Raw genomic sequence first — 20,676 nt, 5'->3', positions numbered from 1 at the left:
TGGATTACTAAAAATATATCATAAACCGCAGCATTACTGAAACAATCTTGGTCCGCCGCCAAAACAGGAGCTTTGCACTCTGGACGAATGCCGTGATGAAATGGTAAAGTCATAACAGCGAAACTACAGGATCCGTCACTTCATTAAATCTGTACACCCGGAGGTATTATGGCTAAAAATCAGCAAGAAACACATAAAATTCAGGCCTGGTCTCTGATCAACCGCAAATATCTTGGACAAGGCGTACGGGTCAAAAGATTTCGCCGCCCCAAACGCAGCCAGATCCGCAACCGCGTTCTGCTGGCCATCCTGATGGCCAAGGACATGAAGCTCTCCCGGCTCGCAGAAGAGCTCTCCGTCTCCTCACGCAGCGTAAGCGCATGGGTATATGAAGGACGCATTCCCTCCAGAACCAATCTGGACAAGGTCTGCCGCCATTTAGGCTATCCGCCCCATATCCTGTTCAACGAAGCTCTCCTGCGGCAAAGTCCGATTGTGTGCCAGCCGACCCCATCCCGTTTCATGAAAAGAACGCTCGCCCATTCACCGCAGCATAACGCGATTCTGACCGGACTCTGCATGGTGTATGATTTCTCTGTCACCGATGTCAGCATCTGGATCGGCGTACATCCCGGTACCTTCCGCAAGTGGCTGCACCACTGCCATCTGCCTACCCTGGCCCTGCAGGAGAAAGCCGAGAATTTCTTCCGCATTCCGCGGCACATCCTATTTGCAGACTGCGAGCTTCATTAAGCCTCATTAATAGGAAGCCGCAGGAAGAAGAGGGATCACGTACAGCATCAGGTTCACAGTAGGTCCTTCTCGCCGCAGGGAGGGGCCCTATTGACGTCTCGCTTCCAGCCTTTATCGTTTGATTGCGAGGATCGTTCTTAGTATGTATTCATGAGTTCCGCCCTGCGGACTCTGCAATGACTCGGTAAATGAACCCGTCTCGACAATCTCCGTCCCGGCAAAATGCTCCCGCAAATCGGCATCGCTGAAGAAGTGGGCATATTTATCCTTCTTATATTCGTATGTGCCCGGCTCCAGCTCTCTTCCGCAGCCGTTATTGGGGTCTTCATCGGAGAAGCTGGTGAAATAGAGCAGTCCTCCGGTCCTGACCTGACTGAGACTGGCCTCAATCAGGCGACGGCGGTCCCCGGCGAGGAATAAATGCAGAACATCATAGCAGTAGACGGCATCCACAGGCTGCAGAAGCTGCGGCTCCAGCGCCGAGCCTGCGATAAAGCTCGTTCCCGGGTCCCATGCTGCCGCCAGCTCCAGTGCCGTTTCACTTAATTCCACTCCATACACAGTAAAATCAGCAGAAAACACCTTGGTGTTCCGCCCATACCCGGCACCCGGAACAAGCACGGAGGATACACCCGCCACCTGGAATTTCCGCTTCGCCCATTCTGCAGACGGACTTGGCTCACTCCCCCAGATCATCCCCTCCTGCGCAAACCTTGTACTCCAATATTCTGTCATGCAGCTCCTTCTTTCTGTGCTTGAGAATATGATTCTGCGTGGTGCCAAGATTAGCGCCGCTTATTCCGCATGGCATTCAGCAGCTTCACTCCGGTATCCTCCCTGGAGGTGTAATCATCATACTCCGGAGACTCTTTGGCATAGAGGGCGATCTTGCCTTCGGCATCGTAATGGACTCCCCAGCCGAATTTCTTGGGCAGCATGGAGGCACGCAGGCATGGGTGATTTTTCGAGAACAGGGCTGCCCAGATCTCCTCCCGGCGTGCTTCATGCTCCTCTTCGGGAATTCCTTTGTGACGCACATGCACCTGATACAGTAATTCTTCATGATTATAGCGGTAAGGCGAACCGGCCAGCAGATGATACTGAATGACATGTGCAGGCGGAGGCTGACGGTCAGATACAGGGATGGTGCCAGTCTCCACCGGACAATCTTCAGCAATCCGGATAAACGTGTCAGTATAGCTCAAAGGTAATCCTCCTTCAATAGCACGAAGTTATTGTTCTATCATAATCCACTCTGCCCGATCCGGCAAAATATATGAGCATAGCAAAACGGCTGCTCTCCTCTAGCCCAGAGAGATCAGCCGCCTGCCGTGACAGCATCTATGAAGTTAACAGCCTACCAGCTGGATTTGGTAACGCCCGGAATTTGTCCCTTGTGTGCCAGCTCACGGAAAATGATCCGGGAGATCTTGAATCTGGCGAGGTATCCACGCGGTCTGCCGGACACGCTGCATCTGTTTTTCAGACGGGTGGCTGAGGAATCCCGGGGCAGCTTCTGCAGTGCCATCAGATCGCCCGCCGCCTTCAGCTCTCTGCGCTTGTCCGCGTACTTCGCCACCAGCTCCTGCCGCTTCTGTTCCTTCACAACCTTCGATTTCTTAGCCATTATCGATCAGCTCCTTCGTTATTAATCGTTCAGCGCCTGAACCAGCGCTTCAAGATTCTGCCGCATGAGACCCAGGTAATCGAGATTATTCTTAACGTCTTCATCTGTTAATCCTTCAATTGGATTCAGCACTGCGGTCTTGGCTCCTATTTCCTGGGCAATAGTATCGGCGACACTGGAGGAGACCAAGGTTTCAAAAAAGATCGTAGTCACCTTATTCGCCTTGGCGAACTCCACGATCTTGGCCATCTGTGCAGCAGACGGCTCTTGCTCCGGCGACAACCCGGCAATCGGCACCTGCGTCAAGCCATATTGCTGTGCCAGGTACCCGAAAGCGGCATGCTGGGTAATAAAATCCTTACGCTTCGTGTTCTGAAGTCCAGCTCTGAAATCCTGATCCAGCTTCTCCAGCTTGGCGATATAAGCATCGCTGTTATTGGCGAAGGCGTCCGCATTCGCGGGAAAGGCAGCAGAGAGCGCTGCTTCAATGGTGCGGACCTCCCGGATAGCCATCACAGGGTCCAGCCATACATGCGGATCGAGTCCGCCATGATCGTGATCGTGAGTGTGGTCTGTTTCAACTACAGGCGAATGATTATGGGAATGCTCGTGAGCGCTTCCTTCTGTTGCAGATTCATCATGATGATGTTCATGATCGTGGTTGTGATCATGGTCTGTTTCACCCGCAGCTTCCTCTTCATGGCTGTGTTCATGCTCGTGCTCATGTTCATGCTCTGTTCCTTCGATAATCTGGAGTCCTTTACTCGCCTCTATTGTAATGAGATCACTTCCGGCCGCGCCGTCCACAATCTGCTGCGCCCAGCCCTCCATGCCTGCCCCATTGTAGACAAGCACATCTGCATCCGAAATATCGGCCATATCCTTCGCTGTCGGCTCCCAGTCATGCGGCTCGACTCTGGGCGGGACCAGTACCTCCACATTGGCGAGGTCGCCGGTAATGCTCTTGGTGAATTCGTACATCGGGTAGAAGCTAACCTTAATGTTCAGTTTATCCGCTGCCGGTACAGATGAGGCATCAGCCGCAGACGACGGCGAAGCCGACGGACTACCGGTAGAAGCGGCTTTCGGCGCAGTGTTGTCGCCGCAGCCGGAGATCATCAGCATGGCGGTCAGGGACAAAGCAGCAAGATGACGGATTTTGAATTTGGACTGTGCGGACGAAGTGGATTTTGCAGTGGTGTTGAAATTCAACATATGTTGTGAGACCCCTTTTCTTTATTGGCTTTGGAGGAATGCAGGCTGCGGCGGCTGCGCAACCGGATCAGCTTCTGTATGGTAATGGCAGCCAGCAGAAATACCAGCAGAATGAGTGCAATCGTACCTCCCGGAGGCGTGTTGATATAGTAGGAAGCCGTCAATCCGCTGAACACACCGGTCAGTCCTACGCAGACCGAGATCACAATTGCTGCGGTGAACCCTGAGGCAATCCGCAGCGCAATGGAGGCAGGCAGCACAATCAGAGCGGATACGAGCAGCACCCCCACCACCGGCATGGCAGCGGCAACGGTCATTCCGGTTAATACGGCGAATGAGAAGGACAATAATCCGGTATGGACACCGCTGATAGCGGCAGTCTCTTCATCGAAGGTCAGACTGTATAGCGGGCGGCGCAGAATGATGAAGTAGAGCAGACCGGCGGCGGCCACTGCTGCAATCAGCTTAAGCTGAGTATCGCTTACAGCGACGATGGAGCCGAACAGATAAGAGCTGAAGCTCTTGGTCAGATTCTGCTTCAAGCTCATCAGCACGACGGCCAATGCCAGGCCGGAGGTCATAATGATAGCAACCGGAAGCTCGCTGTATGTACGGTATGAGCGGCGCAGCTGCTCAATAACCAGCCCCCCGGCTACGGCTACGGCGAATCCGCTCAGGGCAGGATTCCACCCCAGCACCGAACCCAGTGCAACTCCGGCCAGGGAGACATGAGACAGCGTATCCGCCATCAGCACCTGTCTGCGCAGCATCAGGTATACTCCCAGCAGCGGTCCGATCAGCCCGATCAGGCCTCCTGCCCAAAATGCGCGTTGCATGAATTCGTAACCAAGCATGTCCAGCCCTCCTGCTCCTTGCGTTCCAGCGTAATCACGGTATCCAGATACGAACTTGTCTCCTCCAGGCCATGTGTAACCATAATGACTGTCCGGCCGTGCTGACTGACATAATGCCGCATCAGCTTGTAGAACCCGGCGCGGCTTGCCGCATCCATCCCTGTCACCGGCTCATCCAGCACCAGCACCTGCGGCTGCTGGGCCAGCGCACGGGCAATGCAGATCCGCTGCTTCTGTCCGCCGGACAGCTCGCCGATTCTGCGGTTACGGTACTCCCACATCTCCACCTGCCGCAGGCTGCTCTCGACAAGCGCTTCCTGCTCCTTGGCAAACCGGCGGAACAATCCCAGCCTGGAATAACAGCCGGAACGGACCAGCTCAATCACCTTGCTCGGAAATCCGGCATTGAAGGAGGCTACCTGCTGCGGCACATACCCGATCGTAAGTCTGTCCCCTCCGGTAATTTCCCGGTTCAGGGTGACTGTCCCGCTCCAGGGCTTCAGCAGGCCCAGCATCAGCTTAAGCAACGTGGTCTTCGCTGCCCCATTCGGTCCGGTAATCCCAATGAACTTTCCGGCCTCCAGATCCAGCGACAAGCGGTCAATGACCGGCTCATCCCCGTAACCGAACACCACATCCCTGATGGATGATAGAATCATCTCTTTGCCTCCTCCCCTTACGCCCTCCGTGGCGCTGCCGTGCTTGATCCCGTACTTAATTCTGTGGTTGCAGCCATGACTGCTGCTGTAGCTTCTAGTATGAATGCCGCCGTAGCTTCTAGTATGAATGCTGCTGTAGCTTCTGCTGGGCGCTGCATTTGGCCCACGCATAAGCTACGGCTCAAACCAGATATTAATCACTGTTCGTAATATTTACGATTTAACTCCATTGATATTATCGTAATCATTACGATTTGTAAACCCAAAACTGCAAATTAATCGTAATAACTCTGATTAACCCTTCCTAACCAAGCTTCAGAGTGGCGGCATACATGCTGCCCATACACACCCTCACAACAAAATGTGTTCGGTTTTTCGCCTACATCCGGCTCATACTCACTCACACCACCACATTGCGGTGTTCGGTTTATCGCATCCATACGTATTCGCCCCACACCTGATTTCCTATACAGCACAAAAAGCCGGAATCCGCACGAAGGATTCCGGCCTTTCAATCTATCATACGTCCTGTCATCGCGCTTAAGTCTATTCCTGACCGGCGGCAAGCAGCTCCTCTACCGGCCAAGGAAGCGGGTTGTTGAACTTCGTCCAGTCCTGCTTCATCTCCTCTGCGGTCAGCAGGCAGCGGTCCAGGCGGGCTTCGATGTCCTCCCGGTTCATCTGGACTCCGATGAAGACGATCTCATTCAGCCGGTCTCCCCACTGCCCGTCCCACTTCGCCAGGACATCCGGCTCGGCTGCCAGCACCTCCTGCTGCTGTTCCTCCGGCAGGGTGGCCAGCCAATAACCGGCGGGACCGAACTGGATGGACGGCCCTGCCTGACTGATTGTCGCTGCCAGATCACCGCTGGCTGCCAGCCAGACCAATCCCTTCGCCCGGACGATCTCGGGCGGCCAGTTGCTGAAGAAGAAGCTCAGCCGCTGCGGATGGAACGGTGCTCTCCGGCGGTAGACGAAGGAGGCAATGCCGTATTCCTCAGTCTCCGGGGTGTGTTCCTCCTTGGCAAGCTCAGCAATCCAGCCGGACGACTGGCTGGTCTGTTCGAAATCGAACCGTCCGGTATTCAGAATCTCGGACAGCTCCACCTGTGCGTTCACCGTACGGATGATCTTCGCCCGCGGCTGAAGTCTGCGCAGAACGGCCTCCAGCTTGTTCAGCTCCGCATCCTCCACCAGATCACACTTGTTAAGCAGCAGCACATCACAGGTCTCGATCTGGTCGATCAGCAGATCGACAATGTCCCGGAAGTCGCCTTCGCCCGCCGTCATATTGCGGTCCAGCAGACTGTCGCCCGAGGCAAAATCATGCCAGAAGCGGTTGGCATCGACCACCGTAACCATCGTGTCCAGCCGGGCCAGCTCGGTCAGGTCGATATCCAGCTCCGGGTTCGGGTAAGTGAAGGTCTGGGCCACGGGGACCGGCTCGCTGATCCCGGAGGATTCGATCAGAATATAATCGAAGCGCCCCTCCGAGGCGAGATGATTCACCTCGCGCAGCAGGTCATCGCGGAGGGTGCAGCAGATGCAGCCATTGGACATCTCCACCAGCTTCTCCTCGGTGCGGGAGAGGCTGCTGCCGGATTTCACCAGATTCGCATCCACATTCACTTCACTCATATCATTGACGATCACAGCCACCTTCAGGCCCTCACGGTTATGCAGAATATGATTGAGCAGTGTAGTCTTGCCGGAGCCAAGATATCCGCTTAGCACCGTTACAGGAATTTTGTCCATTGTGTTCTCCTTGTGCAATATATTTTCTTTATAGTCTTAAAAGAAGGCATTCTGTTCGTAGCGAACCATCAGATAAGTGTATTCTGTGCAACTAAAAACAGTGAAACGTAAGGCTTTCCTCTTCTAACTGTATTCTTGCATTTAAGCCTACCTCACACTAATCGGGGCGCGGCAAACCCGCAGCCAGCGATTAGGTAAAGTAATTTTCACTAGTTGAAATCTGCTGGGCTACTGGAGATATTCCGCAGCTTAGCGGGTCTCCCGGTGCAGCGTGATGCGCTTCAGGCGCGGGCAATATTTTCTCATCTCCAGACGTTCCGGTGTCGTTCTCTTATTCTTCGTGGTGGTGTAGTTGCGGTCGCCCGTCTCTGTGCAGGCCAAGGTAACGATTACTCTCATTTCAATCAAGCTCCTTTCCGTTTAATCGTAATTTTTACGATTTAAACATTCTACATGCTCTACCCCTCCGCTGTCAACAGATGTTCCTGAACCTTTCAACTCTCTTAGATTAGTGTTCTTTCCTGAAGAAGACTGACGTATAGATGGAATTACAAGCGGAAGCGGCTTGGCCGCCTTCTTATGGGGACGGTACTTTTGGAGCGGGAGAGTGAGCCATGAAGATACCTGTGATTATACTGAGCGGATTTCTGGGGAGCGGAAAGACAACCCTGCTGCTGAGTCTGCTGAAGGAGAGCCAGCGGAGAGGGTTGAACCCGGGAGTTATCATGAATGAGCTGGGCGCCAAGGATGTGGACGGCTATATCCTTCAGGAGAGTACCGGCACAAGTGTGGAAAAGCTGCTGGACGGCTGCATCTGCTGCAGCCGCAAGGAGGAGCTGCCGCGCAGCCTGGGCGCCCTGCTAATGCGCCGGCCGGACATCATCTACATCGAGCTTACAGGGGTAGCTGACCCGGACGAGATCGCGAAGTCACTGCTGGCGCCGGCACTGGCAGACCGGCTGCAGCTGCACCACGCTATTACGCTGCTGGATGCAGAGAATGCACTGGAGTACAGCAGCCGCTTCTCGTCCGACAAGCAGCTCGTCCACACACTGCGCAAGCAGATCATGACCGCTGATCTCATCATCGTCAACAAAAGCGATCTGGTAGAACCGGAGACCCTATGGAAGATCGAGAAAATGGTCTACAAGCAAAATTCGGAATCCGAGATTGTATTCACCCACTACAGCCAGATTAATCTCGCTCCGCTGCTGACCGGCATCGCCGTGCGCGGGCTGAAGAGCCCGGCTCCCCGGCGCGGCCCCGGCAATATCAGCGGCGCCGCCCTCCAGCGGATGAATACCGGCAACAGCAACGGCAGCAGCGCCACGGCAGTACATGAGCCGGTATCCGGGACGGATGGCTCTTTTTCCCAGGTGGCGGCAGTGACCTTAACCGTTCCCCCGGCATGGAGCGGGTGCCTCCGGCGGGAGCAGCTGGAGCAATTTTTGCGGCAATGGGGCTACAGTCTGCTCCGGGCCAAGGGCCATGTGCGGCTTGCAGGCCAGGATTCCGTTCAACTGGTACAGCTTGCGGGTAACCGCATCTCCTGGGAGGCTTCAAGCTACCCGGGCCAGCCTTATATCGTCTGCATTGGCTTGAATCTGGACGAGAAGGCGATCAGCCGCAGCTGGGCAGACTTGTTCAGCTAATCCCCCTGTGCGGGAAGGAGCGAATCGATCCTGTGACCACCCTGACTCCGTTCAAAATATTGCCGCTGCTCTTTTCCGCCGCTTTTCTGCTCACAGCGGGCAGCCTGTGGCTCCCCGGGCACCTGAGCCTGCTGGACAACGGCTATATCGACACGTTCAAAACCGCATTCCTCGGCATTCTGCTGGAGGCCTTGCCGTTCGTCCTGCTGGGCGCGCTGCTCTCCTCCCTGCTCCGCGTCTTCGTGCCGGATGAGCTGATCTCGCGCTGGATTCCGCGCCGCGCGGTTCCGGCTATTCTCTTCGGCTGTCTGCTCGGTATCCTCTTCCCTGTCTGTGAATGCGGGATGATTCCGCTGGTCCGCCGCCTCATGCATAAGGGCATGCCGCTCTACGTTGCTATCGTCTTCATCCTGTCCGGTCCGATCCTCAATCCGGTCGTCTATGGGGCAACCCTGACAGCCTTCCGCTCCCATCCGGAGCTGGCCTACACCCGGATGGGACTGGCTTTTGCCGTAGCGGCCTGCATTGGCCTGATTATCTACGGGACCGTCCGCAGATCGCCGCTGCGCCTGTCGATCCGCCGGGAGGGAAGCGAAGAACCGCATGGGGCGCTGCGCGGAGGCCGGGCTGCGGCGGTCCTGGTGCATACGTCGGATGAATTTTTTGAGATGGGCAAATTCCTGATCATCGGCTGTCTGCTGACTGCGGGAATCCAGACCTTCATGAATCAAGGCAGCCTGTCCGCCATTGGAGACCGTCCGCTCGGCTCCTACGTGTTCATGATGGGACTTGCCTTCGTGCTCTCGCTCTGCTCCACCTCCGATGCCTTCGTCGCGTCCACCTTCCTGCATACCTTCCCGGCCGGTGCGCTGCTCGCCTTCATGGTGCTGGGACCGATGCTCGATTTCAAGAACGCACTGATGCTGCTCTCGCTGTTCAAAACCAGATTTGCCTTGTATCTGTTCTTCCTCATTGCCGCAGCCGTCTTCACCGGCTCCGTGCTGGCTTCGTTCTGGCTGTAGCTGGCATGAAATCCCGAAAATCTGGAGGTGGATCTGCTTGAACAACTCCGGGAGCATCCGGTTTCATTATGTATTCAGGGCGGTTATTCTGCTCGCCTTCGCCCTCTATATCGGACATCTGGTCCAGCAGGACGCCCTCCATTATTATGTTGCGCCTAAGCTGGCCCGCTGGATCCGGCTATGTCCGGTTCCGCTCTCCCTGATGGCGCTCAGCCTCGGGCTTCAGGCTGTGCTTGGCCGAAGCTCCGCCCTCTGCGACTGCGAGCACCGAATGCCCCGTTCCGTCCTGGGCAGCTCCGCGCTGTACAGCCTGTTCCTGCTTCCGCTGCTGCTCGGCTTCCTGCTGCCAGACCGGGCACTTGGCAGTGCCGCAGCGGCCAAGAAGGGCCTTGCCCTGTCCTACACAGCCGTAGAGTCCGGCACCGGGGCAAGCTTCACCCCGGCCAACCCCTATGAGGCCGAATTTGCCGAGCTGGCCGGTCAGCTCTATCGGCAGCCTGTCATCCCTGTATTCCCTGAGATTTTCTCGGAAACGCTGGGTGCCCTTAACCTCTACATATCGCAGTTCGAGGGCAAGGAGATCTCCGTATCCGGCTTCCTGTACCGTGAGCCGCAAGGGTCCGGCCAGCCCGGCTACGCCGTCAGCCGCTTCCTGGTCCAGTGCTGTACGGCAGATGCCACCCCGTTCGGCATTCTCCTTGCGCCGGGTACACAAATAAGCCTGCCCGCCGATACCTGGATTGAGGTTCGGGGCAAGCTTCATGTGACGCTCCGCGAGGGAGTGGAGACGCTGCAGATCGCTCCGCAGAGCATTACCGCAGTGACAGCGCCGTCCACACCTTATGTATACACGAACGCCGATGCCACTGCGGCATGGAAAGAGCTGCATTCCTCTAAATAACCGCATCCAGCGCATCGTCATCCTCCAGCGAAGACTCCGGATTTGAGATCTCCACGAGGAGACGGGCCCGAATGCAGATGATCTGTACAAGACTATCTGCGGATGTTGACGGACCATTCCCTCAGTACCCTATCCAGCTCTTCTCCACGGATCGGCTTGGGAATAAAGTCCTGCATGCCTGCCCGGAGGCACATCTCTTCATCTTCCTTCCGGGCAAAGGCGGTAGCGGCAATAATTACCGGGGACAGTCCCATCGCCTCACGGATCTGCCGGGTGGCTTCAATTCCGTCCATGCCCGGCATTTGAATATCCATGAACACTAGATCATAATGCCGGGACTGTACAGCATCAACCGCCTGCTCTCCGTTCACCGCCAGGTCTGAAGCGTAGCCGCGCTTTTTGAGAAAAGCCTGCAGAATCTGCTGGTTCACCGGATGATCCTCCGCGATTAGAATGGACAAGGGACCATATTGACCTTCGGGATGATCCAGATTGAAGACCCCGCTCTTATACTCCTGAGTCGCAGCGACTCCTGCCAGCAGCGCTTGACCCTGCTCCTCAGCCGAATACATCACACTGATCGTGAAATAGAATTCAGAGCCTTCCCCTTCAACACTGTCCACACCGATGGCTCCGTCCAGCAGCTCAACCAGCTTCTTGCTGATCGCCAGCCCCAGTCCCGTCCCGCCGTACTTGCGGTTGATCGAAGGGTCAAGCTGCGAGAAGGACTGGAATAACAGGTTCCGGCTGCCCTGCGGAATGCCAATCCCGGTATCGGTCACTGAGAACCGCAGAATCAGCGTGCCCGGTTCTCCGGCAGCCTCCAGTTTCACTGAGACGCCCACTTCGCCCTCTTCCGTGAACTTGACCGCATTGCCGACGAGGTTCACCAGTACCTGCCTCAGCCTGGTTTCGTCGGTGATGACAACAGCCGGAACATCGCGCTCAATATCGCTGCGCAGAATCAGCCCTTTCTCCTGGATACGCGGATAGAACAGCTCGCAGACGTTCTGAACCACCTGCCGGATATCGACCGGCTGCAGATCCAGCGTCATCATGCCGGATTCAATCTTGCTGAAATCCAGAACCTCGTTCAGAATATGCACCAGCGCGCCCCCGCTTTTATTAATAATCTGGGTGTAGTACTGCTGCTCCTCCGTAAGCTCTGTGCCCGACAGGAGATCGGCCATCCCGATAATTCCATTCATCGGCGTACGCAGCTCATGGCTCATAATCGCCAGGAACTCCGACTTGGCCCGGTCGGCCTTCTCCGCAGATTCCTTGGCACGCTCCACTGCCTTCTCCTCGGTGATATCCCGGAAGACCACTACCGCGCCCTTATGCTCGCCGTTATCATACAGTGCCGTCATCCGGTATTTGACCAGGAAGCTGGACCCGTCCTGCCGCCAGAAGATCCCTTCCTGCTCCTGCTCATAAGAGAGATTCATCTTGAGCAGCTCCGCCAGCGTTCTTTGTCCGCCGGGATACAGCTCACCATCCATCCAGGTCTGGGCAATCGTATGCAGCTTGATATTGCCGGCCAGCTCCCCGGGGTTATATCCCAGCATGGCCGACGCAGCCGGATTGATGAATACGGTCTCCCCCTCCAGATTCATGCCAAAAATCCCCTCAGACACCGAGTTCAGGATCAGCGCATGCTCGTAGCTAAGCTTCTCGATCTGCTCCAGATACCGCTTGGGCTCTGTAATATCACTGGTAATGGCGAATACGCCGACGACCTCATGATCCACCAGGATAGGGACGTATATCACCCCCACCTCCACCTTCTCCCCGTCGTGACGGATAAGCCGGGTATCGAAGGTCTGGGCCACGCCTGCGGCTGCCGCAAGAAAACGCGTATTCACAGCCTCCAGCTCCTCCTCCTCAATAATCTCGCTGTAGCTTGAATTCAGCAGGGTCTCCCTGCTGTATCCCGTCAGTTGTTCCAGACTGGTATTCAATGACTGTATGTAGCCCTGCAGATCCATGGCACTGATTGCAGACGGATTGTATTCAAACAGCGACTTGTACCGGTTCTCGCTCTCCAGCAGCATCAGCTCGTATTGCTTGCGATCCGAAATATTCCGGGTCACCCCGATGATTTCTGTAACTCCTGCAACTCCTGTCTCCGTATGACGCAGCGTACTCTCCACCCACAGATAGGAGCCGTCCTTGCAGCGGTAACGGAAGACCATCGGCTCCATCTTCAGGTCCAGCTTGCTGCTGTCCAGATAATGGCGTACCTTGGCATAATCCTCAGGATGGACATAGCTTAACCCGCTTGTGCCAACCATTTCTTCCGGGGAGTACCCGAACATCTGGCGGCAGACCGGTGAAGCATACAGAAAGGTTGCCACATCATCCGTGGCATTGCGCGTAATGAAGTCCTGAGAATTCTCCGAGATCAGGCGGTAATTCCGCTCACTGTCACGAAGCTGCTCTTCCATCCGGTTACGCTCGGTCACATCCTGCACTATACCGCGTATCTGCTGAACCTTCCCGGTGGCATCCAGAGCGACCTCCCAGTGGGCATAGATAGACTTACGTCCCTCGCTGCCCTTCACTTTGAAAATCGCCTCGCCATTGAGCCCGGCCTTGAGCGTATTATGCAGCTGTTCACGCAATCTGCCCAGGTCCTCCGGCACAACGCAGTCAAGCAATTGCCTATAATGGACCACGGTATGATTTCCGCAATTCTTGCCTAATTCAAAGATGGCCATCAGCTGGCCGGAGACGATCAGTTGCTCATTCATGGAATTCCACTCCCAGGAGCCCATTTGTCCAAGCTCCTGCGCAGCAGCCAGCATGTCTTCAACTTTCTTCCGCTCCGTGATGTCATGGGCAATCGTCAGAATCTGGCGCACTTCACCTTCACAGCTCCGCACCACCTGAAAAGAGCTCTCGGTCCAAAGATAATGGCCGTCTTTATGCCTGACTCTGCGAATGAAGGTATCATTGTCGGAGTAGAGCTTCCCCGGCTCCGTCATTTCCAGCGCGTCCGCTTCATGGTAATAATCCGTTTTGTTGCGGCCGATCATCTCGTTTGCCGTATATCCGAGCAGCGCTTCAACAGACGGGGAGACATAGCGCAGCGTTCCGTCGGGATCGGCGAACGAGATCATATCCGGGGTGTGCTCCGTAATCAGCGTATAGAGCTGACGCTCCTCCGCGATCTTCTTCTCCGCCATCCTGCGCGCGGTAATATCCGTCACCTCCGCGATCAGGCGGGAGGGACTGCCGGTCTGTTCATCCTGGATCAAAAAGAGATGCAGGGCGACCCAGAGCAGCTCTCCATTCTTATGTACGAACCGTATTTCTTTATCTGCAGCCCTATCCGGGCTGTTCATCAAATCATTCATAATCTGCACGTAATCCAGAGTATACGCTCCATCTTGAAAGACGATATCCTGGTAACGCAGCTCCCTCAGTTCAGTCTCGGTGTATCCAAGCATCCCGCAAAGCGCAGGGTTGGCCATGAGCATAGTACCATCCGTAATGGATACTGCCGCATATCCTATTGAGGACCGCAAGTACAAGTGCTTAAATAGATTGTCGGACAAAGCTGGTGCCTCCTCTGAGAAAATGGGGACATAATTTAGTAACATTATACCTTTTTTTCGGAATTTATGCTCCAGACCTAAAGTCCCGCTAATCAAGGTGCACAAGGCTTAGCTGCTGCCGGGAGTGGAGGATATCAAAAAAACCGCCCTGGTCACTTTCATGACGTCAAGGCGGTGGTTATAGGTTAGTCCATTCTCCTGCGGGGCAGCCAGAAGGCGCAGAAAAGTACCAGTGCCAGGGATAGACCGGCAAGCAGCCACTTGCCGTTATCCCATGGCTCATTAAGCAGGCCGAACAGGTAAAAGGGCCCGGTCAGTTTGCCCTTGGTGGTGAAATCCAGCAGATACCAAGCGAAGCCTGCAATATATCCAGCCGAGAGGTTGCCGGCCAGAAGGGTGGCGGTCAGCCCGGCTGACCCGATCATAAGGGCGGTGATTGCCGTCCCTCCCACCATCGCCCATAGCTCGAAATCCGCGCCGTGTCCATGTATCCAGGTGAACAAAGCAGCAGCTGCGAGGAAGATATAGAGAGCGGTAAGCAGCCAGCGGAACAGAAATAACGGAAGATGACGTACCCGCTTGGCATAGAGCACCTCCTGGATGCCTCCATCCTCCAACAGACCCAGGTGCGGGTAGACTATCAGTCCCAGCAGGCTGAGGAGCAGTTCTCCCAGCTTAGCCACCTGAAGCCTGTCCATGAGCACAGGCTCAATGAATATCGGTATAGCAACCAGAAGTGCTGCTGACAACAACCAGGAATAATGTACTGTCAGCTTGAGGTTGTAGCGGGCGAGCGGAGCGATGATCTGCCGGCTCATCTCAGTGCTCCGGGTGCGGGGACCGCCGGAGTCCGCTTCGTCTTTTTCCTGCCAATTGACTGTGCAGAATCCAGACGGCTGCGGTTTCGCTCCCAGAGCCAGGCTGCCCCGGCGGTCAGAAGAATTGCCAGCAGCAGGTAGAAGCTGCGGTTAAGAGCAATCTCATTTGCCCACCCTCTGTACAGGTTATAGTCATTAGGCGAATTGAAACGGATGAACAGCCGGTTCAGCCCATAGGAGCCCATTAGCGGCAGTACGGATACGAACCACCAGACGATCTGCAGGGCAATAGGCACAATGCCCCGGCGGAACAGCATGGAGCCGAACATCCCGAAGGCTACCGAGACCCATAGGGTGGGCAACAGCCACCAGGCGGTATAGCTGAGAAAGACCGGGATTGCCTGCACCGTCTGACCTGTAAGCCCAAGTGTATGCACCGTCTGCCAGCCCCCGATGACAGCCAGAATGAGGTAGACCAGGGAGAGCATGATCCCTTGGGCGATAAACTTGGACCCGACATACACCCACGGGGAGACCCTGCGGCTGTAGATCAATTCATTCATCCGGCTGGAACGGTCCCGCAGCAGCAGGAAGGCGGACAGAAAGACCGGGAAGATCCCTGCCGGTAACGACAGATAATCACTGAAATAGCGTGCGGCTCCGGGCAGCAGCTCCCCCCCGTCCACCTTCGCATTATACTCCGCAAGCTGCGCTTGTTGTGCTTTCATGGCTTCGTCTACAGACGTTATAGCATAACCGTAGTTACTCACCCCTTGCTGATACATACTGCTTCCGCCCAATTCGCTGTTCAATGCCTCAGCGATCTGGTAAACCTCATCCATCGTATATTGGCCGGGGTCCTTCAGGACTTTATCCAGCTGCGAGATTGCAGCAGTGAAGGCCGCCTTCTCTCCCGCATCCAGCTCCACCTCCATCGGGAAGCCCAGCCTGAGCTTCTCACCGGCTCCCGCATTCAGATCCCGCTGCATATGAATCTTCATCTGTTCAGCCAAGCTGCGGGTATCCCCCGGGGACGTCCAGCCGTAATAAGGCTGTTCCGCAATCCCCATATTCTGCGGCGTATTTATTACAGGAGGACCGAGCTCCCCCCAGGTCTCCTCCGTAGCATAAGAGGTGAAATAGAAGAACACGCTGGCAATCACAAACAGATAGAATACCAGGCTGCGTAGAGTCATGCGCATCTCCTTGCCAATCAATGCCATCATACGTAGGATTCCTCCCTGCGCATCAGGTGGAGGTACGCATCTTCAATCGATGGCGCGGCTTGCTGTGCCCCTGCGAAGGGCTGCTCCTCCGCCAACACTCGGACCCGCATGCCTGTACCTTCCGGCACGGCAGACAGTACCGGGAACCGGTCACGGTCACGCTCCCATTCCGCCCGGTCCAGCTCAGCGATCCAGACACGGCCGGCCGCAGCGGCGGTAAGATCGCCTATTCTGCCGTGATACCGCAGACTTCCCTTTTGCAGTACAGTCATCTGCTCGCAGGTGGATTCCACATCCTCGACCACATGTGTGGACAAGAGAACAATCCGCCCTTCCGCAAACCGGCCGAGCAGCCGCCGGAAGCGTATCCGTTCCTCAGGGTCCAGCCCCGCTGTCGGCTCATCGACAATCAGCAGCTTCGGTTCATGCACCATCGCCTGGGCTACGCCCAGCCTCCGCTTCATCCCGCCGGACAGCGCCTTGACCTTGGTACGGCGCTGCTCCATAAGGTTCACTTGCTCCAGCAGATCATCTATTCTCCGCTTCCGCTCGGAACGGCCTCCAATCCCGGACAGCAGCGCAAGATAATCCATAGCCTCATAGACGGTCATTCCGGGATAGAAGGCGAACTCCTGCGGCAGATAGCCGACCAGCTCGCGCACCCGGGCTTTATCCTGCAAGGGAACCCCGCCTATCTCTACCGTTCCTGAGCTTGGCGTTAATAGGGTGGCAAGCAGCCGCATCAGCGTAGTTTTGCCTGCCCCATTCGGCCCCAGCAGGCCGTGAATGCCCTCGCCTACCCGAAAGCTGATATCCTGCAGTGCCATCTTGCTTCCGTAAGTCTTGGTCAAATGATTAATAATTAGCTCCATTTCCGTTCTCTCCCTTTCCTGCAACTCCCGTTCATCCTTTGTTCTCCAGACCCCACAGCAATTCAAGCTTCTCGATCAACAGACCTGCTGTAATCAGAAGGAGCGACAGCAGAACACACAGCCATTGATCCACCTTACCGATCCGAATCATCAGGGCAAATATGGCTGTAACGATTGTGATGCCTGAGACTGTCAGAATCTTGCGTCTGGCCAGCACCCTGCGGTTATACAACACTTTCTGAGCTTCACGCTTGTCGTATTCCAGCAGCCGGGCCTTGCGGTAGACCTCATCCAGAAATAGCTGCTCCTGTTCCGTTGACTTCACAATCCCACTCCTCCTTTTCATAGATCTGCCTCAGCTTCTTGCGCGCCCGGTGCAGCAGCACCTTGAAGCTCACTTGATTCCGGCTCATCACTGCGGCCGCCTGTTCATAAGACATCTGTCCCACATCCACCAGATAGACCGCCTGTCCGTAGTCCGGCTTCATCTTATGCAATCTTCTGCGCCATTCCACATCCTCTTCCCGGATGATGGCCAGCCGTTCAGGATTCCCCTCATCCTGGTTATGTACGCTGCTGCTCTCCGCCGTATACGGCAAGCTCTGCTGCCTTGCACGCTTACGGACCGAGTCTATGCTCTTGTTGCGGAGAATGGTAAACAGATAGGTTTTGAAGGATGCCCGGTAATCATATTTCTCCGGGTACACCAGCAGATAGGCGAAGCAGTCCTGCGCCAGATCCTCGGCGGTATGATAATCCCCGGTCAAGTGGTACGCAAACCGCACAGCAGGCTCCCGGTATTGCCGGACCAGCCATTCAAACGCCTCCCGGCTCCCTTCCCTGAACCTGATTAGCACCGCCTCTTCATCCAGCAGAGAAGCCGCTACCTCATCCGCCGTGACCGGACCTTCTCCTCGCTCACTTTCGCTCCCGTTCGTCTCACACGCCTCCTCTCCTGCCCAGCCGTCTACTGCTTATTCGTTCAAGTAAGGCAAAAGGTTACAGTCTTGCGGACATAATGTTCCATCCTTCACGTGGTCCTCTTGGGAATTCTCACCGTCACGGCCGTACCCTGGCCGATTTCGCTGTGGATCGTGATCCCGTACGCCTCGCCAAAATAAATACGGATTCTCTCCTGGGCGTTGAACAGCCCGTACGATTTGGATTGCCTGCTGAGTACCGTATCCATCGTCTCCTGAGTCATTCCCGGACCGTTGTCTTCAATGCCGAACACAATCGTATCTTCCTCGAAGCTGGCCCGCAGGCTGATCCTGCCGCGCCCCTCCCGCTTGTTGTCCACGCCGTGCTCAATCGCATTCTCCACAATAGGCTGCATAATCAGCTTGATCATATGGCAGCCCAGCACCTCCGGGTCCACCTCGTACACGACATCGAAGCTATGGTCATGCATAATCAGCTGGAGATCTATATAAGATTTCGTATTTTCCAGTTCATCATGAACGCTGATGACATCCTGCCCCCTGTTCAGAGTCGTCCGGTAAAATTTGGAGAGGGTTGTAGTGATTTTACTGATGTCATACGCTTTAATGCTTATAGCCTTCCAGTTGATCAGCGACAGGGAGTTATAGAGGAAATGCGGATTGATCTGGGCCTGCAGCGCTTTCAGCTCCGCGTCCTTCTGCACAACCTTGCTGCGGTAGACTTCATTGAACAGCTCATTCAGGCTTTGCAGCATATCCTTGAACCGCGAGGTCAGCTCACCGATCTCGTCATTGGAATCGACCACAATGTCCACATGCAGGTCTCCGCGGGTCACTCTTTTCATCGTACGGTTCAGACGGTAGATCCTTCTCACGAAAGCATTCGACAACAGCCAGACCGCAGGCACCAGAATCAGCAGGCAAATCCCGACCGTAAGCATGGTGGCGCGGAGAATCGTCTTGGCATCGACACCGATCGAGTTCTTGGGCATATAAAAGACAAGCTTCCAGCCCGTTACGTCCAGCGTCTGGGAGATCACGATGAAATCGTTCGCACGCTTTTCCGCCGCCCGGGCCGATTCCAAGGACGGCAGCCCGTTGTGATAGTCAAACACCGGCTCCCCCGCCCCATTCTCGACCAGAACGCCGTACTCACCGGAGACCACATTGGTCAGACCCGCAAAAATATCCTTGCTGTCAAAGCCTAAATAGATCAGGTTGTCATATTGCGTTCCCGAGCCGCCCACCATTCTCCGCACCGCAGACAAGGCCGTGCCCTCCTTGATCCAATGCGTCTGGCCGCTGGCCATCGCCGCTTCATACCAGGGCTTCCCGGATACGTTGCTAATCGGCAGAATCGTATTCTTCCGCTCTGTGATGTTGTTCCCTGTGTACACCGTAAGCTGGCGGATCTCCTCGTTCAGGAACAGCAGCGTGTTGAACAGCGGCTCCACGATAGTGTTCAGATCATTGTACATATAGTAATAATTATCGGAGTAATCATTGTTGAAGACGGACACCACACTGGAGTTAAAAGTGAACGAGTCCAGCGCAGCATTAAGCTTGCCGAACTTATAATCCAGATTGGCGGCGATCTCCGACACATTGTCGGTTAAGGTCAGCCGGGCCTGCTGAACGAGCAGATTCCGGGATTGGTCATACGAATACCAGCCAAGCACACTGAGCGGAATAATGATAACGAACAAATAAGAGACAAACAGCTTATGCTTAATTCTTAGATCCCTGATGAACCGGCCCAAGCGCTCCAGATCTACCCCTCCTGTCTTAAGCCTCTTTTCCTTATAACGTAGCATTGACCCTGTCAAATAACAATCGGTAAAAGCAGCGGCCCGCCGCATCAGCTCTGCCCCCAAATAGCAAAGGGGTGCCCCCAGCCGTTTCCGGCTTACAGGACACCCGCTTACATGCAGTTTACGCTTACTCTTTGACGGCGCCGAGCACGATTCCGCTGACGAAATACCGCTGCAGGAACGGATAGATCAGCATGATCGGAATCATCGAGACCATCACCTTGGCCGCATTGAGCAGCTGGCTCGACATATTAGACAGACGCTTGACCTCTTCCGGGTCGGTGGTGTTCATGATCGAATTCACACTGATAATCAATTGCTGGATATACGTTTGCAGCGGCCAATTCTCCTTGTGGTTCATCAGGATCATCCCGTCAAAGAACGCATTCCAGTGACCGACGACCGAGAACAGGGTGACCGTTGCCAGTGAGGGCAGGGAGATGGGGATAAAAATCGTCACCAGCGTTCTCCACGCCCCCGCCCCGTCCATCCCGGCAGCCTCCTCCAGCTCCTTCGGAACGCCCTTGAAGAAGTTCATCAGAAGAATTACATTAAATACCGGAACGGCGGTAGGCAGCACAAGTGCCCAGATGGAATCGAGCAGCCCATACGTATTGATCGTCATATACCACGGGATCAGCCCCCCGTTGAACAGCATACAGAAGATCACGAACCACATATAGATATTTCTGCCCGGAAAATGTTTGTTCGATTTCGATAAAGGATAGGCCATCAGCACCGTAACCAGCAGATTGATGGCTCCTCCGAGCAGCACTCTTTTCACAGATACGCCAAAGGAAATGAAGAAGCTGCGGTCACTGATTACCGACTTATAGGCTTCCAGATTGAAATCAACCGGCCAGAAGAAGACCTGCCCCGACATGGCCGCCACCTTGCCGCTGAACGAAATAGCCAAGGTATTCAGTACAGGGGCCAATGAGAGAAAGGCAATCACGGTTAGAATACAATAAATCACAATATCAACAGTCCGGCTGGTTCCTCGGATCACA

At 55.2% G+C, this 20,676-nt stretch carries 20 protein-coding genes; 4 read left to right on the top strand and 16 right to left on the bottom strand.

The annotated features are described in order from the left end of the window. Positions 1-168: 168 nt before the first annotated feature. A complete protein-coding gene (locus MHH28_RS01070; protein ID WP_036702276.1) occupies positions 169-753 on the top strand; it encodes a helix-turn-helix transcriptional regulator in 585 nt (194 codons plus the stop codon). 111 nt (positions 754-864) lie between these two features. On the opposite strand, the gene MHH28_RS01065 is transcribed toward MHH28_RS01070, so the two are convergent. From MHH28_RS01065 to rpmG, 8 genes are all read right to left on the bottom strand, one after another. Beyond that, entirely contained in the window at positions 865-1,488 is a 624-nt protein-coding gene (locus MHH28_RS01065) for a class I SAM-dependent methyltransferase (protein ID WP_405110612.1), read from the bottom strand. A 50-nt stretch (positions 1,489-1,538) separates the two neighbouring features. Then, the gene (locus MHH28_RS01060) at positions 1,539-1,958 is read right to left on the bottom strand and encodes a DUF6157 family protein (protein WP_405110609.1); all 420 of its coding nucleotides are present in this window, start codon (positions 1,956-1,958) and stop codon (positions 1,539-1,541) included. Positions 1,959-2,110: 152 nt separating this feature from the next. After that, the gene (gene rpsN / locus MHH28_RS01055; RefSeq protein WP_405110606.1) at positions 2,111-2,380 is read right to left on the bottom strand and encodes a 30S ribosomal protein S14; all 270 of its coding nucleotides are present in this window, start codon (positions 2,378-2,380) and stop codon (positions 2,111-2,113) included. A 21-nt stretch (positions 2,381-2,401) separates the two neighbouring features. Continuing rightward, positions 2,402-3,595, bottom strand: a complete 1,194-nt coding sequence (locus MHH28_RS01050) for a metal ABC transporter substrate-binding protein (RefSeq protein ID WP_405110603.1) — start codon at positions 3,593-3,595, stop codon at positions 2,402-2,404. Further along, positions 3,589-4,449, bottom strand: a complete 861-nt coding sequence (locus tag MHH28_RS01045; protein ID WP_405110600.1) for a metal ABC transporter permease — start codon at positions 4,447-4,449, stop codon at positions 3,589-3,591. Before MHH28_RS01045 ends, MHH28_RS01050 begins: the two co-directional genes overlap by 7 nt. Then, the gene (locus MHH28_RS01040) at positions 4,401-5,108 is read right to left on the bottom strand and encodes a metal ABC transporter ATP-binding protein (RefSeq protein ID WP_405116773.1); all 708 of its coding nucleotides are present in this window, start codon (positions 5,106-5,108) and stop codon (positions 4,401-4,403) included. Before MHH28_RS01040 ends, MHH28_RS01045 begins: the two co-directional genes overlap by 49 nt. 546 nt (positions 5,109-5,654) lie before the next feature. Continuing rightward, positions 5,655-6,863, bottom strand: a complete 1,209-nt coding sequence (locus MHH28_RS01035) for a GTP-binding protein (RefSeq protein ID WP_405110597.1) — start codon at positions 6,861-6,863, stop codon at positions 5,655-5,657. A 249-nt stretch (positions 6,864-7,112) separates the two neighbouring features. Continuing rightward, the gene (rpmG, locus tag MHH28_RS01030; protein WP_036702285.1) at positions 7,113-7,262 is read right to left on the bottom strand and encodes a 50S ribosomal protein L33; all 150 of its coding nucleotides are present in this window, start codon (positions 7,260-7,262) and stop codon (positions 7,113-7,115) included. Between the two features lie 215 nt (positions 7,263-7,477). Here rpmG and MHH28_RS01025 point away from each other — a divergent pair, with 215 nt between their 5' ends. From MHH28_RS01025 to MHH28_RS01015, 3 genes are read left to right on the top strand one after another with little or no spacing between them, the layout of a single operon-like run. Then, positions 7,478-8,515 carry a CobW family GTP-binding protein gene (locus MHH28_RS01025; protein ID WP_405110594.1) on the top strand — a complete coding sequence of 346 codons (1,038 nt, stop codon included), beginning with the start codon at positions 7,478-7,480 and terminating at the stop codon, positions 8,513-8,515. 32 nt (positions 8,516-8,547) lie between these two features. Continuing rightward, positions 8,548-9,537, top strand: coding sequence for a permease (locus MHH28_RS01020; protein ID WP_405110591.1), 990 nt, complete (start codon positions 8,548-8,550; stop codon positions 9,535-9,537). A gap of 37 nt (positions 9,538-9,574) precedes the next feature. Further along, positions 9,575-10,438: a TIGR03943 family putative permease subunit gene (locus MHH28_RS01015; protein WP_405110588.1), complete on the top strand. Its 864-nt coding sequence runs from the start codon at positions 9,575-9,577 to the stop codon at positions 10,436-10,438. Positions 10,439-10,530: 92 nt separating this feature from the next. Here MHH28_RS01015 and MHH28_RS01010 read toward each other — a convergent pair whose 3' ends face one another. From MHH28_RS01010 to MHH28_RS00975, 8 genes are all read right to left on the bottom strand, one after another. After that, entirely contained in the window at positions 10,531-13,998 is a 3,468-nt protein-coding gene (locus MHH28_RS01010; protein WP_405110585.1) for a PAS domain S-box protein, read from the bottom strand. A 185-nt stretch (positions 13,999-14,183) separates the two neighbouring features. Then, positions 14,184-14,816, bottom strand: a complete 633-nt coding sequence (locus MHH28_RS01005; RefSeq protein WP_405110582.1) for a hypothetical protein — start codon at positions 14,814-14,816, stop codon at positions 14,184-14,186. Continuing rightward, positions 14,813-16,042: an ABC transporter permease gene (locus MHH28_RS01000; protein WP_405110579.1), complete on the bottom strand. Its 1,230-nt coding sequence runs from the start codon at positions 16,040-16,042 to the stop codon at positions 14,813-14,815. Before MHH28_RS01000 ends, MHH28_RS01005 begins: the two co-directional genes overlap by 4 nt. Further along, positions 16,039-16,914, bottom strand: coding sequence for an ABC transporter ATP-binding protein (locus MHH28_RS00995; protein WP_405110576.1), 876 nt, complete (start codon positions 16,912-16,914; stop codon positions 16,039-16,041). The genes MHH28_RS01000 and MHH28_RS00995 overlap by 4 nt, the downstream gene beginning before the upstream one ends. Before the next feature lie 31 nt (positions 16,915-16,945). Then, on the bottom strand, positions 16,946-17,239 hold the full coding sequence (locus MHH28_RS00990; RefSeq protein WP_405110573.1) for a hypothetical protein: 294 nt from the start codon (positions 17,237-17,239) through the stop codon (positions 16,946-16,948). After that, positions 17,202-17,771: an RNA polymerase sigma factor gene (locus tag MHH28_RS00985; RefSeq protein ID WP_405110570.1), complete on the bottom strand. Its 570-nt coding sequence runs from the start codon at positions 17,769-17,771 to the stop codon at positions 17,202-17,204. Before MHH28_RS00985 ends, MHH28_RS00990 begins: the two co-directional genes overlap by 38 nt. 173 nt (positions 17,772-17,944) lie before the next feature. Continuing rightward, positions 17,945-19,681 carry a histidine kinase gene (locus tag MHH28_RS00980; protein ID WP_405110568.1) on the bottom strand — a complete coding sequence of 579 codons (1,737 nt, stop codon included), beginning with the start codon at positions 19,679-19,681 and terminating at the stop codon, positions 17,945-17,947. A gap of 112 nt (positions 19,682-19,793) precedes the next feature. Beyond that, complete coding sequence (locus tag MHH28_RS00975; protein WP_405110565.1) at positions 19,794-20,675, bottom strand: carbohydrate ABC transporter permease; 882 nt, start codon at positions 20,673-20,675, stop codon at positions 19,794-19,796. Position 20,676 lies beyond the last annotated feature (1 nt).

It is taken from the genome of Paenibacillus sp. FSL K6-1217 (assembly GCF_045040735.1).
Lineage (GTDB): Bacteria > Bacillota > Bacilli > Paenibacillales > Paenibacillaceae > Paenibacillus_AQ.
This window is presented reverse-complemented; position numbering and strand designations above follow the sequence as displayed.